At 59.9% G+C, this 18151-nt stretch carries 13 protein-coding genes and 2 tRNA genes; 4 read left to right on the top strand and 11 right to left on the bottom strand.

The annotated features are described in order from the left end of the window. Positions 1 to 119: 119 nt before the first annotated feature. The 8 genes from GQ39_RS27685 to rnr all read right to left on the bottom strand — a co-directional run bounded on the left by GQ39_RS27685 (position 120) and on the right by rnr (position 9931). Positions 120 to 2420 (bottom strand): YgiQ family radical SAM protein, encoded by a 2301-nt coding sequence (locus tag GQ39_RS27685; RefSeq protein ID WP_047536786.1) that lies wholly within the window; start codon positions 2418 to 2420, stop codon positions 120 to 122. A gap of 186 nt (positions 2421 to 2606) precedes the next feature. Then, positions 2607 to 4004 (bottom strand): replicative DNA helicase, encoded by a 1398-nt coding sequence (gene dnaB, locus GQ39_RS27680; protein WP_047536783.1) that lies wholly within the window; start codon positions 4002 to 4004, stop codon positions 2607 to 2609. Between the two features lie 134 nt (positions 4005 to 4138). Continuing rightward, positions 4139 to 4585 (bottom strand): 50S ribosomal protein L9, encoded by a 447-nt coding sequence (gene rplI / locus GQ39_RS27675; protein ID WP_007939577.1) that lies wholly within the window; start codon positions 4583 to 4585, stop codon positions 4139 to 4141. 19 nt (positions 4586 to 4604) lie between these two features. Beyond that, positions 4605 to 5498, bottom strand: a complete 894-nt coding sequence (locus GQ39_RS27670) for a hypothetical protein (protein WP_047536780.1) — start codon at positions 5496 to 5498, stop codon at positions 4605 to 4607. A gap of 36 nt (positions 5499 to 5534) precedes the next feature. After that, the gene (rpsR, locus tag GQ39_RS27665) at positions 5535 to 5765 is read right to left on the bottom strand and encodes a 30S ribosomal protein S18 (protein ID WP_002551829.1); all 231 of its coding nucleotides are present in this window, start codon (positions 5763 to 5765) and stop codon (positions 5535 to 5537) included. Between the two features lie 28 nt (positions 5766 to 5793). Further along, entirely contained in the window at positions 5794 to 6216 is a 423-nt protein-coding gene (gene rpsF / locus GQ39_RS27660; RefSeq protein ID WP_008035342.1) for a 30S ribosomal protein S6, read from the bottom strand. A gap of 314 nt (positions 6217 to 6530) precedes the next feature. Beyond that, entirely contained in the window at positions 6531 to 7298 is a 768-nt protein-coding gene (gene rlmB / locus GQ39_RS27655; RefSeq protein WP_047536745.1) for a 23S rRNA (guanosine(2251)-2'-O)-methyltransferase RlmB, read from the bottom strand. Beyond that, positions 7295 to 9931 carry a ribonuclease R gene (gene rnr, locus GQ39_RS27650; RefSeq protein ID WP_047536743.1) on the bottom strand — a complete coding sequence of 879 codons (2637 nt, stop codon included), beginning with the start codon at positions 9929 to 9931 and terminating at the stop codon, positions 7295 to 7297. Before rnr ends, rlmB begins: the two co-directional genes overlap by 4 nt. 225 nt (positions 9932 to 10156) lie before the next feature. Between rnr and GQ39_RS27645 the strand changes: the two genes are divergently transcribed. The 4 genes from GQ39_RS27645 to GQ39_RS27630 all read left to right on the top strand — a co-directional run bounded on the left by GQ39_RS27645 (position 10157) and on the right by GQ39_RS27630 (position 13348). Next, positions 10157 to 10243: transfer RNA gene (locus tag GQ39_RS27645), tRNA-Leu, on the top strand. A gap of 166 nt (positions 10244 to 10409) precedes the next feature. Further along, a tRNA-Leu gene (locus GQ39_RS27640) sits at positions 10410 to 10496 on the top strand. Between the two features lie 276 nt (positions 10497 to 10772). After that, positions 10773 to 11783, top strand: a complete 1011-nt coding sequence (locus tag GQ39_RS27635) for an extracellular solute-binding protein (RefSeq protein WP_047536741.1) — start codon at positions 10773 to 10775, stop codon at positions 11781 to 11783. After that, positions 11783 to 13348, top strand: coding sequence for an ABC transporter permease (locus tag GQ39_RS27630; RefSeq protein WP_047536739.1), 1566 nt, complete (start codon positions 11783 to 11785; stop codon positions 13346 to 13348). The genes GQ39_RS27635 and GQ39_RS27630 overlap by 1 nt, the downstream gene beginning before the upstream one ends. A gap of 46 nt (positions 13349 to 13394) precedes the next feature. Here GQ39_RS27630 and GQ39_RS27625 read toward each other — a convergent pair whose 3' ends face one another. From GQ39_RS27625 to GQ39_RS27615, 3 genes are all read right to left on the bottom strand, one after another. After that, a complete protein-coding gene (locus GQ39_RS27625) occupies positions 13395 to 15329 on the bottom strand; it encodes a methyl-accepting chemotaxis protein (RefSeq protein WP_047536738.1) in 1935 nt (644 codons plus the stop codon). Between the two features lie 150 nt (positions 15330 to 15479). Next, positions 15480 to 16772, bottom strand: coding sequence for an adenylosuccinate synthase (locus tag GQ39_RS27620; protein ID WP_047536735.1), 1293 nt, complete (start codon positions 16770 to 16772; stop codon positions 15480 to 15482). Between the two features lie 54 nt (positions 16773 to 16826). Further along, positions 16827 to 18014, bottom strand: coding sequence for an ATP phosphoribosyltransferase regulatory subunit (locus tag GQ39_RS27615; RefSeq protein WP_047536733.1), 1188 nt, complete (start codon positions 18012 to 18014; stop codon positions 16827 to 16829). Positions 18015 to 18151 lie beyond the last annotated feature (137 nt).

Raw genomic sequence — 18151 nt, 5'->3', positions numbered from 1 at the left:
CAAAATCGGGCGAGGCGGGGAATTGGTTTGGCGACGCTGCACATATTTGTGGCGTTACGCGGCCCGGAAATGCAAAACGCCAACCCGAAGGTTGGCGTTTTGTTCAGCCCAAGCGCGGTTTAGCGCGGTACGACCGGCTTGCGAGCCGGTTTCGGCCCTTTGCCTTTGGCCGCATCCTTGCGCTCCTTGGCCGCCTGCTGGTTACGGGCGAATGCCGCAGCCTTGGCTTGTTCACGCTTGTCCCACGGGTTACCGCCGTCGCTGGCGCGTGGTGGCAGGCCGGTGTGCTGGGTCAGGATCTTGGTCGTTTCCTTGGCCACCTTATGGCTGCCGGCCGGCGTCGAGTTCTTGCGACGGGCACTCTGGTAGCTGTCGGTGGACGGCTGGTGCAACGGGATCAACTGGTTCTTGCCCGGCCCGATCAGGTCGCTGCGGCCCATGCGGATCAATGCTTCACGCAGCATCGGCCAGCCTTTCGGGTCGTGATAACGCAAGAACGCCTTGTGCAGACGGCGCTGCTCTTCGCTCTTGACGATGGTCACCGCGTCACTCTTGTAGGTGACCTTGCGCAGCGGGTTCTTGCCCGAGTGGTACATCGCGGTGGCGGTGGCCATCGGCGACGGGTAGAACGCCTGCACCTGGTCGGCACGGAAACCGTTGCCCTTGAGCCACAGGGCCAGGTTCATCATGTCTTCGTCAGTGGTGCCTGGGTGGGCAGCGATGAAGTACGGAATCAGGTACTGCTCTTTGCCGGCTTCCTTGGAGTACTTCTCGAACATGCGCTTGAACTTGTCATAGCTGCCGATGCCCGGTTTCATCATCTGGTTGAGCGGACCTTCCTCGGTGTGTTCCGGGGCGATCTTCAGGTAACCGCCAACGTGGTGGGTCACCAGCTCTTTGACGTATTCCGGCGACTCGACCGCGAGGTCGTAACGCAGGCCGGAAGCGATCAGGATCTTCTTCACACCCGGCAAGGCACGGGCACTGCGATATAGCTGAATCAGCGACGAGTGATCGGTGTTCAGGTTCGGGCAGATACCCGGGAACACGCACGACGGCTTGCGGCACGCGGATTCGATTTCCGGCGTTTTGCAGGCGATGCGGTACATGTTCGCGGTCGGGCCGCCAAGGTCGGAGATGACGCCGGTAAAACCTGGAACCTTGTCGCGGATCTCTTCGATTTCGCGAATGATCGACTCTTCGGAACGGTTCTGGATGATCCGGCCTTCATGCTCGGTGATCGAGCAGAAGGTGCAGCCGCCGAAGCAGCCACGCATGATATTCACCGAGAAGCGGATCATGTCGTAGGCCGGAATCTTTTCCTTGCCGTACGCCGGGTGCGGAACGCGCGCATAGGGCATGCCGAACACGTAGTCCATTTCTTCGGTGGTCATCGGAATCGGTGGCGGATTGAACCAGACGTCGACTTCGCCGTGCTTCTGGACCAGTGCGCGGGCGTTGCCCGGGTTGGTTTCCAGGTGCAGCACGCGGTTGGCGTGAGCGTAAAGCACCGCGTCGTTACGGACCTTTTCCACCGACGGCAGACGGATCACGGTCTTGTCGCGGGTCATTTTCGGGCTGGCCAGGATCTGCACGACCTTGGCTTCCTGCGGATCCTCAACCGGACCTTTTTCCTGCTCGATGGCGCAGGCCTGAGTGTCCTGGGTGTTGACGTACGGGTTGATGATCTTGTCGACCTTGCCCGGACGGTCAATGCGCGTGGAGTCGACTTCGTACCAGTCTTTCGGCGTGTCGCGACGGATGAACGCGGTGCCGCGCACGTCGGTGATGTCTTCGATCTTGTGACCGTAGGACAGGCGCTGGGCGACTTCGACAATGGCACGCTCGGCGTTGCCGTAGAGCAGGATGTCGGCGCTGGCGTCGATCAGGATCGAGTTGCGAACGCGGTCCTGCCAGTAATCGTAGTGAGCGATGCGGCGCAAGGACGCTTCGATACCGCCAAGCACGATGGGCACGTGCTTGTAGGCTTCCTTGCAGCGCTGGCTGTAAACCAGGCTCGCGCGGTCCGGCCGCTTGCCCGCCAGGCCACCCGGCGTGTAAGCGTCATCGGAACGGATTTTTTTGTCGGCGGTGTAGCGGTTGATCATCGAGTCCATGTTGCCGGCCGCGACACCGAAAAACAGGTTCGGCTCGCCGAGCTTCATGAAGTCGTCTTTGGACTGCCAGTTTGGCTGGGCAATGATCCCGACGCGGAAGCCCTGGGACTCCAGCAGCCGGCCGATGATCGCCATGCCGAACGACGGGTGATCGACATAGGCATCACCGGTGACGATGATGATGTCGCAGGAATCCCAGCCAAGCTGATCCATCTCCTCCCTGCTCATCGGCAGGAATGGCGCTGGCCCGAAACATTCGGCCCAGTACTTGGGATAGTCAAATAACGGCTTGGCTGCTTGCATGTCGATAACCGGTGTTGGCTTTCATTGAATTTCGCGGGCGCGGAATATAGCACAAATTTTGACCAATTCCGACGGCTATGGTCGGAAATTGCGGCGCGTCTATCGCTGGCAAGCCAGCTCCCACCGGGATCGCATCAGCCCTGTGGGAGCTGGCTTGCCAGCGATGGGGCCCTTCAAGACGCTGAATTACTCGTCATCATCGAAGTTATAGCTACCCGGTGCCAGGTTCTCGAACCGGGTGTACTTGCCGATGAATGCCAGGCGGATAAAGCCGATCGGCCCGTTCCGCTGCTTGCCGATGATGATTTCGGCGATGCCTTTGTGCTCGGTTTCCGGGTGGTACACCTCGTCGCGATACACGAACATGATGACGTCGGCGTCCTGCTCGATCGCTCCGGATTCCCGCAAGTCGGAGTTCACCGGGCGCTTGTTCGGCCGCTGTTCCAGGGAACGGTTGAGCTGGGACAACGCCACCACCGGGCAGTTGAATTCCTTGGCCAGCGCCTTCAGGGACCGGGAGATCTCGGAAATCTCGTTGGTCCGGTTGTCGCCGCTGGAACCGGGGATCTGCATCAGTTGCAGGTAGTCGATCATGATCAGGCCGACATCACCGTGCTCACGCACCAGACGCCGGGTCCGGGCGCGCATTTCCGACGGGCTGATGCCGGCGGTATCGTCGATGAACAGCTTGCGGTCGTTGAGCAGGTTGACCGCCGAGGTCAGGCGCGGCCAATCGTCGTCTTCCAGCTGGCCGGAACGGACCTTGGTCTGGTCGATGCGTCCCAGGGACGACAACATACGCATGATCAGCGATTCACCTGGCATCTCCAGCGAGTAAACCAGAACCGCTTTCTCGCTGCGCAGCACGGCGTTTTCCACCAGGTTCATCGCAAAGGTGGTTTTACCCATGGATGGACGGCCGGCAACGATGATCAGGTCGGCCGGTTGCAGACCGCTGGTTTTCTCGTCGAGGTCGGTGTAGCCGGTGGACAGGCCGGTGATGGCGTTGTCGGTGTTGAACAGGGTGTCGATGCGGTCGATGGCCTTGGTCAGCAGGTCATTCACGCCCACCGGGCCACCGGTTTTCGGCCGGGCCTCGGCAATCTGGAAGATCTGCCGCTCGGCTTCGTCGAGAATCTCGGCGGCGGTACGGCCTTCCGGGTTGAACGCGCTGTCGGCGATTTCGGTGCTGATGCCGATCAATTGGCGCAAGGTGGCCCGCTCACGAACGATCTGCGCATAGGCCTTGATGTTGGCGACGGACGGCGTGTTTTTCGCCAGTTCGCCGAGATAACCAAGGCCGCCGACTTGCGAAGTCTGACCTTCCTTGTCCAATTGCTCGGCCAGGGTCACGACGTCGATCGGCGAGTTCTGATCGGCCAGTTTGGCGATCGCACGGAAGATCAGGCGGTGGTCATGTCGATAGAAATCACCGTCGGAGACTTGATCGAGGACGCGTTCCCAGGCGTTGTTGTCCAGCATCAGACCACCGAGTACAGCCTGTTCGGCTTCGATGGAATGCGGCGGCACTTTCAGCGCGGCGGTTTGCAGATCGTATTGCTCGGGAGCGGAAATTTCGTTCATGGCCACTTGGTATTTTTTGGAGAAGCAGGGGTTAAAAAACGGAACTGCCAGAAAGACAAAGGGCACGACCTGTAAACAGGATCGTGCCCGATGTTACCGGCAAGCACCCGAGGGTGCCAGCCGACAAGTGCTGCTTAAGCTGCTACCACGACAACGCGTACGGTGGCTTCAACTTCGGCGTGCAGGTGCACGGCTACGTCGAATTCACCTACGTTGCGGATGGTGCCGTTCGGCAGACGAACTTCGCTTTTTGCAACTTCAACGCCAGAGGCGGTCAGTGCATCAGCGATGTCGTGAGTACCGATCGAACCGAACAGCTTGCCTTCGTCACCAGCGGTGGCAGTGATAGTCACTTCCAGCTCAGCCAGTTGGGCAGCGCGGCTTTCAGCCGATGCTTTACGGTCTGCTGCAGCTTTTTCCAGCTCAGCGCGACGCTCTTCGAACGCAGCCAGGTTGGCTGGGGTCGCAGCGGTAGCTTTGCCGTAAGGCAGCAGGTAGTTACGACCGTAACCAGCCTTAACGTTCACTTTGTCACCCAGGTTGCCCAGGTTGGTGACTTTTTCCAGAAGGATCAGTTGCATGTGAAAATCCTCTTAACTTTTAACCTTCACCGTTCGCGTTATCGGCGTCTTTCGGCGCCAGACGACCGCGAAAATCAATCAGGCTGTCGACGATGGCCAGGACCACCAGCAACGGATAGATCAGCTGCATGAACAGCAACAGCGTGACGTACAACCCCACCAGCCAGAATCTGGCCAGTCGCTTTTGCGCCACCAGCCCGTGAATCAGGGCCAGCCCGGCGAAAACCAGCGGTACGCTGCACAACGGCACGAGCATGGACATCTGGACACCGAAGTTCGGTGTCACAACCATGCCGGCCAGCAGCAACATCGCGGGACCCAGCGGGATTCGAATGGCGCGAAACTCGCGACCGAAACCACCCGGGTTGTACAACAACGCCTGCCAGTAGCGCCCGACAATCAGGCTCAGCACACTGACGATTTGCAACAAAGCCGCAATTAGGCCGGTCAGGATTGGTGCAATCAGGGACGCGAAACGCGCTTGCTCGTCTACCGACATCTTCTGGTAGACCTCACCGAGTAGCGACGGCATGACTTTTATCAAAGCCTGCGCCAGCATCTCGATCTGAGGACCAAAAGCCGTCCCCAGCACCACTGAAAACACCACTCCCATCGCTATGCTGACCAGCAGCACGCGGTTCCAGGACTCGCTTGCGCGCAAAACCAACGCAAGGCTCGCAGACCCCAGCAGCACCAGAAGTGCCCGTGGATCGTCGAATTTCAGCCACCAGATCAACGCCGGCAGCAGCCCCAGAGCAAGAACGCCCAAGGCGTCCCTCAATCCGCGCCGCAGGAGCACAAGGCATCCGGCGGCAGCACCCAACCAATACAACAACGGCAATGCCGCGCATCCGGCCACTACCAGAGTGGCCTGCATACGGCCCCGCATGATGAACTCAGCTAAGGCACGCATACATTCAATCCTTTGCTACGTGTCGACTGCCCGGTCTCAGCGGCCGTGGCTGTCGGTGTAGGCCAGCAGGGCCAGGAAGCGGGCGCGCTTGATAGCGGTGGCCAGCTGACGCTGATAACGAGCTTTGGTACCGGTGATGCGGCTTGGAACGATTTTGCCGGTCTCGGATACATAAGCTTTCAGAGTGTTGAGATCTTTGTAATCGATCTCTTTCACGTCTTCAGCGGTGAAGCGGCAGAATTTACGACGACGGAAGAAACGTGCCATGTAATTGGCTCCTCAAAAGGTCCGTGGATTACTCGTCAGCGTTATCGCTGTTGTCGCTGTCATCACCATCAACGCCTTCAGCGTCGGAGTGCTCAGGACGGTCGCGACGCTCACGGCGCTCACTGCGGTTTTCTTCAGCCTTGAGCATCTCGGATTGGCCGGTAACGGCTTCTTCGCGACGGATGACCAGGTTACGGATCACTGCATCGTTGTAGCGGAAGTTGTCTTCCAGCTCGGCCAGGGCCTTGCCAGTGCACTCAACGTTCAGCATCACGTAGTGAGCCTTGTGAACATTGTTGATTGCGTAGGCCAGTTGACGACGGCCCCAATCTTCCAGACGGTGGATTTTGCCGCCGTCTTCTTCGATCAGCTTGGTGTAACGCTCAACCATGCCGCCGACTTGCTCGCTTTGATCCGGGTGGACCAAAAAGATGATTTCGTAATGACGCATGAATGCTCCTTACGGGTTGTAGCCTGCCGCTCAAAAGCGGTCAGACAAGGAGTGAATGACACTTATGGACTTGTGGACGCTAGACACATGCGTGCCTGCCATCGCAGCAAGGGGCGCAATTGTAGAGAAGGGGCGAGAGAGGCGCAAGGTAATTGGTGATTATTTGAACAGTTCGTTTGCCCGCCATTTTTTGGCTGGCCAGAAACCATTGTGGGAGCGAGCGTGCTCGCGATGAGGACACAACATTCAACATTGATGCCGAATGTTACACCGCTATCGCGAGCACGCTCGCTCCCACAGGGATTGCAGCCGGATCAGGCCTTCTTGGCGGCAGCCGCAGCCTTGACGCGGCGCTGACGCTGCGCCTCGAACAGACATACGCCCGTCGCCACGGAAACGTTGAGGCTGCTGACGCTACCGGCCATCGGCAAATTGACCAGGTAGTCGCAATGCTCGCGGGTCAGGCGGCGCATGCCTTTGCCTTCGGCACCCATGATCAGGATGGTGGGGCCGGTCAGGTCCTGGTCATACAGACTGACTTCGGCCTCCCCCGCCGTACCGACAACCCACAAGCCACGCTGCTGGAGTTTCTCCAGGGTGCGCGCCAGGTTAGTCACGGCGACCAGCGGAATCACTTCCGCAGCACCGCAGGCGATTTTTCGCACAACCGGCGTCAGGGTCGCCGACTTGTCCTTCGGAACAATCACCGCCAGCGCGCCCGCCGCATCGGCGGAACGCAGGCAGGCACCCAGGTTGTGCGGATCGGTTACACCGTCGAGCACCAACAGCAACGGCGCACCTTCGGTACGGTCGAGCAGTTCGTCGAGCATCGCTTCGCCCCAGACCTGGCTCGGGCTCACGTCCGCGACTACACCCTGGTGCACACCTTCGACCCAAGCGTCCATTTCACGGCGCTCAGCCTGGCCGACCTGGACACGATTCTCGTTGGCCAGCTCGATCAACGTCTGTACGCGCGGATCACTGCGACCTTCGGCCAGCCAGATCTGCTTGACGCGTTTCGGGTGATGACGCAGCAATGCTTCTACAGCATGCACGCCGTAGATTTTTTCCAACTGACTCATGGCTTGGCCTTAGGTTTACGCGCCCCGCCACTTTTGGCTGGGGCCGAGCCCGCTTTTGGCGGGCCTTTACGATGTTTGCTCGGTTTGGCAGGCTTGCCGCCGACGGCCTTTTCAGGCGTCGACCTTCCGGTCTTTCCCGCAGACGCCGCTTTACCGCCGCTTTTCGCATCGGCCAGCAAGGCCTGCTTCATTTCACGGCTTTTGCGTACTTCGGCGTTTTTCGCCGCCGCATCGCTTGGGCGATAGGCCTCTACAACCTTTTCTCTGGCAGGACGACGACCGGTTTTCTCCGGCACCGGCTCTGCGGCTGTTTTTGCAGCAGATGCTGCTGGCGCCGCAGTTTCAGTACCGCGTTTTTTACGACCGATCGGTGCGCTGATGGTTTTTTCGGCCATCTCGAAGTCGATCTTGCGTTCGTCGAGATCGACGCGCATGACCCGCACTTCAACAGTGTCGCCCAAACGGAAGCTGCGACCGGTACGCTCACCGGCCAGGCGGTGATGCACAGGGTCGAAGTGGTAGTAATCGCCCGGCAACGCGGTGACGTGGACCAGGCCTTCGACGTAGATATCGGTCAGTTCGACGAACAGACCAAAGCCGGTTACGGCGGTGATCACACCCGGGAACGATTCGCCCACGCGGTCTTTCATGAACTCGCACTTGAGCCAGTTGACCACGTCGCGGGTCGCTTCGTCGGCACGGCGCTCGCTCATCGAGCACTGCTCGCCGAGTTGCTCCAGGGCCGCTTCGTCGTACGGATAGATACGCGCCTTCGGAATGGTCATCGCGCCAGCACGGCGAACGTGCGGGGTGTCCTGCTTCGAATGGATGACGCTGCGGATTGCCCGGTGAGTCAGCAAGTCCGGGTAGCGGCGGATCGGCGAGGTGAAGTGGGTGTAAGCCTCGTAATTCAGACCGAAGTGGCCCTGGTTATCAGCGCTATACACCGCCTGGCTCAACGAACGCAGCATGACGGTCTGGATCAGGTGGAAATCCGGACGATCCTTGATACCGGCCAGCAGTGCCTGGTAATCCTTCGGCGACGGGCCGTCCTTGCCTTTGTGCAGGGACAGGCCGAGCTCACCCAGGAAGGCGCGCAGTTTTTCCAGGCGCTCCGGTGGCGGACCATCGTGGACGCGATACAGCGCCGGGATTTCGTGTTTTTTCAGGAATTCGGCAGTGGCCACGTTGGCCGCCAGCATGCATTCCTCGATCAGCTTGTGGGCATCGTTGCGCACGGTCGGGCGAATTTCCGCGATCTTGCGCTCGGAGCCGAAGATGATCCGGGTTTCCTGGGTTTCAAAATCGATCGCGCCACGCACATGACGGGCCGCCAGCAACACCTTGTACAGCGAGTACAGCTGCTTGAGGTGCGGCACGACATCGGTGTACTCGCCACGCAGCTTGCGCGCTTCGGTGGCTTTCGGCGTTTCGAGCATGGCGCTGACTTTGTTGTAAGTCAGGCGTGCATGGGAGTGGATCACCGCTTCGTAGAAGCAGTAGTCGGTCATTTCGCCGGTTTTGGAGATGGTCATCTCGCAAACCATGGCCAGACGATCGACCTGCGGGTTCAGCGAGCACAGACCGTTGGACAGCTGCTCAGGCAGCATCGGGATCACGCGCTCGGGGAAGTACACCGAGTTGCCGCGCACCTGGGCTTCAGCGTCCAGCGCCGATCCGAGCTTCACGTAGCTGGATACGTCGGCAATCGCCACGTACAACTTCCAGCCACCCGAGAACAGGCGCAACTTGCCCTTACGGGCTTCGCAATAGACCGCGTCATCGAAGTCACGGGCATCTTCGCCGTCGATGGTGACGAACGGCAGATGACGCAGATCGATGCGCTTCTCTTTGTCTTTCTCTTCGACTTCGGGCTTGAGCTTGGCCGCTTCCTTGAGCACCGCCTCAGGCCAGACGTGAGGAATGTCGTATGTGCGCAGGGCGACGTCGATTTCCATGCCCGGCGCCATGTAGTTACCCACGACTTCCACCACATCGCCCTGAGGCTGGAAGCGTGGCGTCGGCCAGTGAGTGATCTTCACTTCGACGAACTGACCGATCTGGGCGTTGGCGTTGCGACCCGGCGTCACCAGCACTTCTTGCTGGATCTTCGGATTGTCGGCAACCACGAAACCGATACCGCCCTCTTCGAAATAGCGCCCGACGATAGTCTCGTGAGCACGGGAGACCACTTCGACGATCATGCCTTCGCGGCGACCGCGACGGTCGAGGCCGGACACCCGCGCCAGGGCACGGTCGCCATCGAACACCAGACGCATTTGCGCCGGGCTCATGAACAGGTCGTCACTGCCATCGTCCGGTACCAGGAAACCGAAGCCGTCACGGTGACCGCTGATGCGGCCCAGGATCAGGTCGAGCTTGTCTACCGGTGCATATGTGCCACGACGGGTATAGATGAGTTGAGCATCGCGCTCCATCGCGCGCAGGCGGCGGCGCAGGGCTTCGATCTGGTCCTCTGTGGTCAGACCAAACTCTTCGACCAACTGCTCGCGGTTAGCAGGCGAACCTCGATCAGCAAGGTGCTGAAGGATCAGTTCGCGGCTAGGAATAGGGTTTTCATATTTTTCCGCTTCACGAGCGGCCTCGGGATCGAGGGACTGCCAATCGGCCATTAGAGAGTTTTCACCTTGTCTATATACGGGTTAGTTTGGCATAGGCGTAATGAAACGGGAAATTTCAAGCTATGACGGCCCTTCTAAAGCCTTTTATCGACGTCACAAAGCTGATTTGAAGACCGCTGGTGAAATTTTTCAGGTTTTTTTGATGTCGGGGGTTTACAGTTAAAAAGACGCTCCGTATAGTGCGCGCCATCGACGACGGACAACGTTGCCGATACTGCCCAGATGGTGAAATTGGTAGACACGCCAGCTTCAGGTGCTGGTGGCCTTACGGCCGTGGAAGTTCGAGTCTTCTTCTGGGCACCAAATTCGAGTTTGAGATTAGTTCAATTTCAAGACTCACACAAAAACCCGCGAAAGCGGGTTTTTGCATTTCAGACCGTTGATTTATTTATTTTAAATCAGGGGTTTACAGATCAAATCGCGCTCCGTATAGTGCGCCACATCAACAGCGGCAACGCTGAAGATGAATGCCCAGATGGTGAAATTGGTAGACACGCCAGCTTCAGGTGCTGGTGGCCTTACGGCCGTGGAAGTTCGAGTCTTCTTCTGGGCACCAATTCAAATTCAAGGTTACGGCCTTGGATTTCACAGAAACCCGCGAAAGCGGGTTTTTGCGTTTCTGGCTTTCAAAAAATCAACCCCCCCTGTAGGAGCGAGCCTGCTCGCGATGGACGTTAACGAAAACGCGGGGCAACTGAAGCACCGCGTTGTCCTGTCGTTTTTCGCGAGCAAGCACGCCCCCCCCCACAAGAATCAGCAGTGCGCATTTGAGAAACAATATCGTTTATCATTGTTGCAAGTTTTTGCAATGCGACAGTGAGGAACCCTGCGAATGATGTTTCGAAATACCCTGCGCCGCGGCCTGACCCTCAGCCTGTTCGGCCTGGCGCTCGCCACGCCCCTCACCCAGGCCGCCAACCCGGTTTCCCTGACCCTCTATAACGGGCAACACAAGGAAGTCGGCGATGCCCTCGCCAAAGCCTTCGAAACCCGGACCGGCATTCACGTCAACGTGCGCAAAGGCAGCAGCAACCAGCTCGCCAGCCAGGTCGTCGAAGAAGGCGATCGCTCCCCCGCCGACGTGATCTACACCGAAGAATCACCGCCACTGAACAAACTCAGCGAACAAGGCCTGCTGGCTCAGACCGACCCCGCCACGCTCGCCGTGCTGCCCAAAGAGTACGTCGCCGGCAATGGCACCTGGATCGGCATCACCGCCCGGGTCCGGGTCGTCGCCTACAACCCGAAACTGATTGATGAAAAAGACCTGCCCAAGTCAGTGATGGGCTTCTCCGACCCGAAATGGCAAGGCAAGGTCGGCTTCGTGCCCTCCAGCGGCGCGTTTCAGGAGCAAGCGGTTGCGATCATCAAGGTTCACGGCATGGACGCCGCCGAAGAGTGGCTGACTGGCCTGCGCGCATTCGGCAAGACTTACAGCAACAACATGGTCGCGCTTAAAGCAGTAGAAAACGGCGAAGTCGCCACGGTACTGTTCAACAATTACTACTGGTTCGCCTTGCAGCGCGAAAAAGGCCAGCTCGACTCGAAACTGCACTACTTCACCGGAGGCGACGTCGGTGGGTTGATCACGGTGTCCAGCGCCGCTGTACTGAAATCCAGCAAGCATCCAAAAGAAGCCCAGCAATTGCTCGCCTACATGGCCAGCGAAGAAGGGCAGCGCGTGATCACCCAGACCACCGCCGAATACCCGCTGCACAAAGGCATGGAGTCCGATCGCGACCTCAAGCCATTCAGCGAACTGGAGGCACCGAAAGTCACTCCGGCCGATCTCGGTAACGCCGAAGAAGCCCTGAACCTGGAACGCGACGTTGGCCTGAACTGATGAGCGCATCGCTTTCCGCTTGCGCCATGCGCAGTGCTTACAGACCTCGACGCAAGTGGCCTTCAATCTGGTTGCTGCTACCGGTCATGGTGCTGGTTGTGCTCAGCCTGTTGCCGCTGGCCTATGTCGGGCTAAAGGCCTGGCAAGCAGGATGGGCCGAGGCAGTGCATTTGCTGTGGCGGCCCTACGTGTTCGGCCTGCTGCGCAACACTCTCGCGCTGATGCTCGGCGTGACGCTGGCCTGTTGCGTGATCGGCCTGTCGCTGGCCTGGCTGCTGGAGCGCAGCAATCTGCCGGGGCGGCGACTGTGGGGCGTAATTCTGTGTTTGCCCTTCGCCGTTCCGGCGTTTGTCAGCAGCTTCACCTGGGTTTCGCTGAGCGCCCACTTCGAAGGGCTGGGCGGGGCGATCCTGGTGATGACACTGTCCAAATACCCGCTGATATTTCTGCCCGTGGCGGCGACCCTGCGCAACCTCGATCCCTGCCTGGAAGAGTCCGCCCGCACCCTGGGGCAGAATCGCTGGGGCGTGTTCCTCAAGATTACCCTCCCCCTGCTCTGGCCATCGCTGCTGGCCGGCTCATTGCTGATCGCCCTGCACATGCTGGTGGAATTTGGCGCACTGTCGATCATTGGCCTGCAAACCTTCACCACCGCGATCTATCAACAGTTCGAGCTGGAATTCAGCAACGCCAATGCAGCGATGCTCTCGGCGATATTGCTGGCGTTGTGCCTCGCACTGCTATGGCTGGAGCTGCGCGTGCGCGGCAAGGGCCGGCATGTGCGTACCGGCCAAGGCGCGGCACGACAGGCGGCACAGGTTCGTCTCGGTCCTTGGTCGATGGCCGGGCAACTTTACTGCGCGTTGCTCGCGATCATTGGCAGCGGCATTCCATTGGGCATGCTCGGGTACTGGCTGGCCGTGGGCTCCTCGGCGGCATTCCCGGCGGCGGCCATTGGCGAGGCATTGTTTTCATCCCTGGCACTGTCGTTGGGTGGCGCAGCGCTGTGCCTGGTGCTGGCGGTACCAGTGGGCTTGCTGGTGGTGCGCTATAAAGGCCAATTGGCTATCTGGGCCGAACGCCTGCCCTATCTGCTGCATGCATTGCCTGGCCTGGTGATTGCGCTGGCCCTGGTGTATTTCGCCCTGCACTATGTGCCGATGCTGTATCAGACTTCGACGCTGTTGCTGATCGCTTATGCGCTGCTGTTTCTGCCCTTGGCTCAGGCGCCGATTCGTACGGCACTGAACAAGGCAGCTCCACAACTGGAAGAGGCGGCACGCACGCTGGGATCGTCGTCATTCAGTGCGTTTTGCCGGGTGACCCTGCCGATCATCTTTCCAGCGCTCGGCGCGGCTTTTGCGCTGGTATTCCTTGATGCGATGAAGGAGCTGACGGCGACGTTGTTATTGAGTCCAACCGGGCTCAACACACTGGCAACGGAAGTCTGGGCGCATACCGCGAACGTGGAATTTGCGGCGGCGGCGCCTTATGCGGCGTTATTGATATTGGTGTCGGGGCTACCCGTTTATTTATTAACAACCCGGATGTACTTGACCCGCTGATCAAGCAAAAGATCGCAGCCGCCCAAGGCTGCGATCTTTTGATCATTCAAGCCCTGAACTGCCCCAGACTCGCCTTCAACTGCGCTGCCAAGCCGTCCAGCACCTTGCCACTGGCCGTGGTTTCCACCACTGCCTGAGCCGCTTTCTCGGCCTGCGCATGAATGGTCTCGACCCGACCACGCACCGCTTGCGCACCCTGAGCCTGTTGCGCGGCGGCCTGGGTCGCCAGACCGATCGCCGCATGCACTTGCTCCACCGAGGCCTGCACTGATTGCTGAAGACGCGCACTGTCCCGCAGCACCAACAAGCCTTCGTCCGCCTGGCGCCCAGCCTGGCCAATCGCCGCCACCGCCTCACGTGCACCCTGCTGCAACGCCACAATGTGCGCCTGAATATCGCCGGTGGAACTCTGGGTCTTGCTCGCCAGCGCCCGCACTTCGTCCGCCACCACCGCGAACCCGCGCCCGGTCTCACCCGCGCGCGCCGCTTCAATGGCCGCGTTCAGTGCCAGCAGGTTGGTCTGCTCGGCAATCCCGTGAATGACCGTCAGCACCACCTCAATCTGCTCGCTTTGTTGCGCAAGTCGCTCGATCACCTGCGCTCCGGTTTCGACTTGACCCGCCAGCGCCTCGATCAGGCTGCCGACTTTCGCCGAAGTCCGGGTGTTTTCGTCAGTGGCCTGACGGATATCCACGACCTGTTTCAAAGCCGCCTGCATGGCCTGGCTTTCAGATTGGGCTTCGTCTGCCATTTGCGACAAAGCACGCAGACTCTCGGCCACTTCATCGCGCTGCATACCCGCTGCCGCATCGGCTCCGGCATTGCGCAGGGTCATGGCGCCGATTTCCACGCCAGTCCGCTGGGCTACGTCGCCTGCTTCGCGCACGATCGGCTGCAACTTATCCACAAACCGATTGACCGCCGACGCCATGTCGCCGATCTCGTCCTTGCTGTTGATTTGCACGCGCTTGGTCAGATCACCCTCGCCCGCCGCCAGGTCATCCATGGCGATGATCAGCATTCTCAGGCGATTGACCACTCGACGCCCAAGCACCACCGCCAGCAACAGCAGGACACCAAAGCCCACGACCGCCAGGCATATACCGATACGCCAGCGCAGGGTGGCCGCGGCTTCTTGCACGGTACTGGTGGTATTGGCTTTCATTTCAGCCGCCGTGGACTGGGCCGATTGCAGTCGCGAACGCATGGCGGTCGCACTATCGGCCGCCGCCCCCTTCAGACTGTCACCCACCAATTGATCGCTGCTGGCGATCAAGGCGGAGAAGCGTTTGTCCAACGCCGCCAGATCGGCTTCCACCGACGCGGTCGAGACACCCATCAAGACCTTGCCGATTTCCACGCCATTGGGGTTGATCGAGGCTTCGATGTAGAAGACCGAAGGATCGTTCTTCGCCGCATCCAGCACTTTGTCCAGCGCCCGCTCACCCTGACCCTTCTCCAGAAGCGCCTTGTTGATCGGATTCTCCCGGTTGAGATAGCGCGTCAGGTGCTGACCCGTGGCGTCGTCATACACCACGAACAGTACATTGGGGTTGCGCTGGGCCCTGCGCGCGAACTCGGACAAGGTTGGAATGTCGTTGTCCCACATGGCGCGCGGCGCAACCGATGCCAGGAGTTGCGCCATGTCGCCGGCGGAATCCTTCAGGTCCTTTTCCAACGTCTCGCGCAGTTGTGCCTGCTCCTCCTCCAAACGCGAGGACAACCCGGCCGTGAGGCGCTGACGCGTGCTGGTGGAGAGGCTATCGAGGCTCGACGTGACTTCACGCCCCGCCTGCTCGAGTTCGCCAGAGAGCTTCTGACTGTCCGCGCCCAGGCGCATGCCCAGATCGGCTTCCAAAGCGGTCACTGTGCTCCGCGTCAGAGCGACCGCCACCACCACTTGCACCAATAGGGCGATACCAAGCGTAACGAACACAGGCCTCAACAAACGGCTTTGTAACAATGAGAGAACGGCCGACACTAGAAATCCCTCTGCTTTGGCGCCATTAAATTGATAGCACACCTGAAAGGAGGCTCTTTTCAATGTTCACAGCAAAGGTCATGCCGTTCAGCAGGCAAAAACGACAAAGGGCCCGATTATGGGCCCTTTGTGTTTCACATCAATGTGTTATCAAGCAAACGGATGACGCAGAACGATGGTTTCGTTGCGGTCCGGGCCCGTCGAAATAATGTCAATCGGCGCACCGACCAACTCTTCGACACGCTTGATGTAGTTGCGTGCAGCCTGAGGCAGCTCTTCCAGGGTCTTGGCACCCAGGGTCGATTCGCTCCAGCCCGGCATTTCTTCGTACACCGGCTCCAGGCCGATGTAGCTGTCGGCGTCGGTCGGTGCGTCGATCACTGCGCCGTCCTGATTCTTGTAGCCAACACAGATGTTGATGGTTTCCAGGCCGTCCAGAACGTCCAGCTTGGTCAGGCACAGGCCCGAGATGCTGTTCACATCGATGGCGCGACGCAGGATAACGGCGTCGAACCAGCCGCAACGACGGGCACGGCCGGTGGTTGCACCGAACTCGTGGCCACGCTTGGCCAGGAACGCGCCAACGTCGTCGAACAGTTCAGTCGGGAACGGACCCGAACCGACACGCGTGGTGTAGGCCTTGGTGATGCCGAGGATGTAGTCCAGGAACATCGGACCAACACCCGAACCGGTCGCGATACCGCCAGCGGTGGTGTTGGAACTGGTGACGTACGGGTAGGTACCGTGGTCGATGTCCAGCAACGAACCCTGGGCGCCTTCGAACATGATGTCTTTGCCAGCGCGACGCAGCTGGTGCAGCTCGGCGGTGACGTCCAGCATCATCGGCTTGAGCAGCTCGGCGTATTCCATGCACTCGTCCAGCGTCTTCTGGAAGTCGATTGCAGGCTCTTTGTAGTAATTGACCAGTACGAAGTTGTGGTAGTCCAGCAACTCGCCCAGCTTGGCGGCGAAACGCTCGCGGTGGAACAGGTCACCGATGCGCAGGCCACGACGTGCAACCTTGTCTTCGTAAGCCGGGCCGATGCCGCGACCGGTGGTGCCGATCTTCAGCTCGCCACGCGCTTTTTCACGGGCCTGGTCCAGTGCGACGTGATAGGACAGGATCAGCGGGCAGGACGGGCTGATGCGAAGGCGCTCACGCACCGGCACACCTTTCTCTTCCAGCTTGTTGATTTCCCGCATCAGAGCGTCAGGTGCAACCACCACGCCGTTGCCGATCAGGCACTGCACGCCTTCGCGCAGCACGCCCGACGGGATCAGGTGCAAGACAGTTTTTTCGCCGTCGATCACCAGGGTGTGGCCAGCGTTGTGGCCACCCTGGTAGCGCACTACGGCGGCAGCATGTTCGGTCAGCAGATCAACGATCTTGCCTTTGCCCTCATCACCCCATTGGGTGCCCAGGACTACGACATTCTTACCCATAACACTTGTCCTCATTCGCGCAAACTTGGTACCGGCGGTGGCCGGCAGGAAAACTCAAGAAGCCAGTGGCGATACTTGCCAAAGCCCGTTCTGCTGAATCAATTGCCGGTCGCAGTCCGCTTCACGGGCGGCGGCCAAAGGTTGTCCAGGCAAGGCCTGAACGACACGCTGACCCTCACTGCGCAACTGGCAAACCTGCTGCCAGAGTGCCGCATCCGTACTGTCAGGCATCCAGATACCGCCAGACGGTAGCTCGATTTCAGCACGCCCCAGGGTCACCAGGGTTTTCAAATCGGTGGAGAAGCCGGTTGCCGGACGGGCGCGACCGAAATCGGCGCCGATGTCGTCGTAACGACCGCCCTGGGCAATGGACTGGCCAACGCCCGGCACGAACACGGCGAACACCACACCCGTGTGGTAGTGATAGCCGCGCAATTCGCCCAGGTCGAAGTACAGCGGCAAATCCGGGAAACGCACGGACAAACGCTCGGCAATCGCCAGCAAATCGTTCAGCGCCGCCAGAACCGGGGCCGGCGCCCCAGCCAGGCGCTCACGCGCAGCGGCCAGTACTTCGCGACCGCCGCACAGGTCGACCAACGCCCGCAGCATGCCCGACAAATCGGCAGGCAAACCTTCGGTCAAGGTAATGACCTCGTCGATGGCCTTGCGTTGCAATGCATCGAACAACTGCTGTTCGACCTCACCGGACAAACCGGCGGCGCGAGCCAGGCCGCGATAGATGCCGACATGACCGAGGTCCATGTGCACGTCCGGCACATCGGCCAGTTGCAGCATCGCCAGCATCAGGCTGATGACTTCGACATCGCTGCCGGGGCTGCCATCGCCGTACAACTCGGCGCCCAGCTGGATCGGGCTGCGCGAGGACGACAAGGCGCGTGGCTGAGCATGCAGCACGCTGCCGGCATAGCACAGACGACTCGGGCCTTCGCGACGCAGGGTGTGCGCATCGATACGCGCCACCTGCGGCGTGATGTCCGCGCGGAAACCCATCTGCCGGCCCGACTGCGGGTCGATAACCTTGAAGGTACGCAGATCCAGGTCCTGGCCCGCGCCGGTCAGCAGGGATTCCAGGTACTCGATATGGGGAGTCACGACAAACTCGTAACCCCAGCTCTGGAACAGATCCAACACCTGGCGACGCGCAACTTCAATGCGCGCCGCTTCCGGTGGCAGTACTTCTTCGATGCCATCTGGCAGCAGCCAGCGGTCTACCGTTGCCATTACGCCATTCCCCTATATCCGGGCGGCCAGCCAGCCCTCGGCCGAGCCTTGAGTGAAGCAGAAAATGATTGTTCCGCGCATGAACAACGGAGCGAAAAGCCTTCAACCGGCTTCGCCAACCACTTTCCTCGAAAAAC

Origin of the sequence: Pseudomonas sp. 11/12A (assembly GCF_000800055.1) — a bacterium.
Taxonomy (GTDB): Bacteria; Pseudomonadota; Gammaproteobacteria; order Pseudomonadales; family Pseudomonadaceae; genus Aquipseudomonas; species Aquipseudomonas mohnii.
The sequence above is the reverse complement of the archived record's forward strand: the minus strand, read 5'-3'. Positions and strand labels throughout refer to the sequence as shown.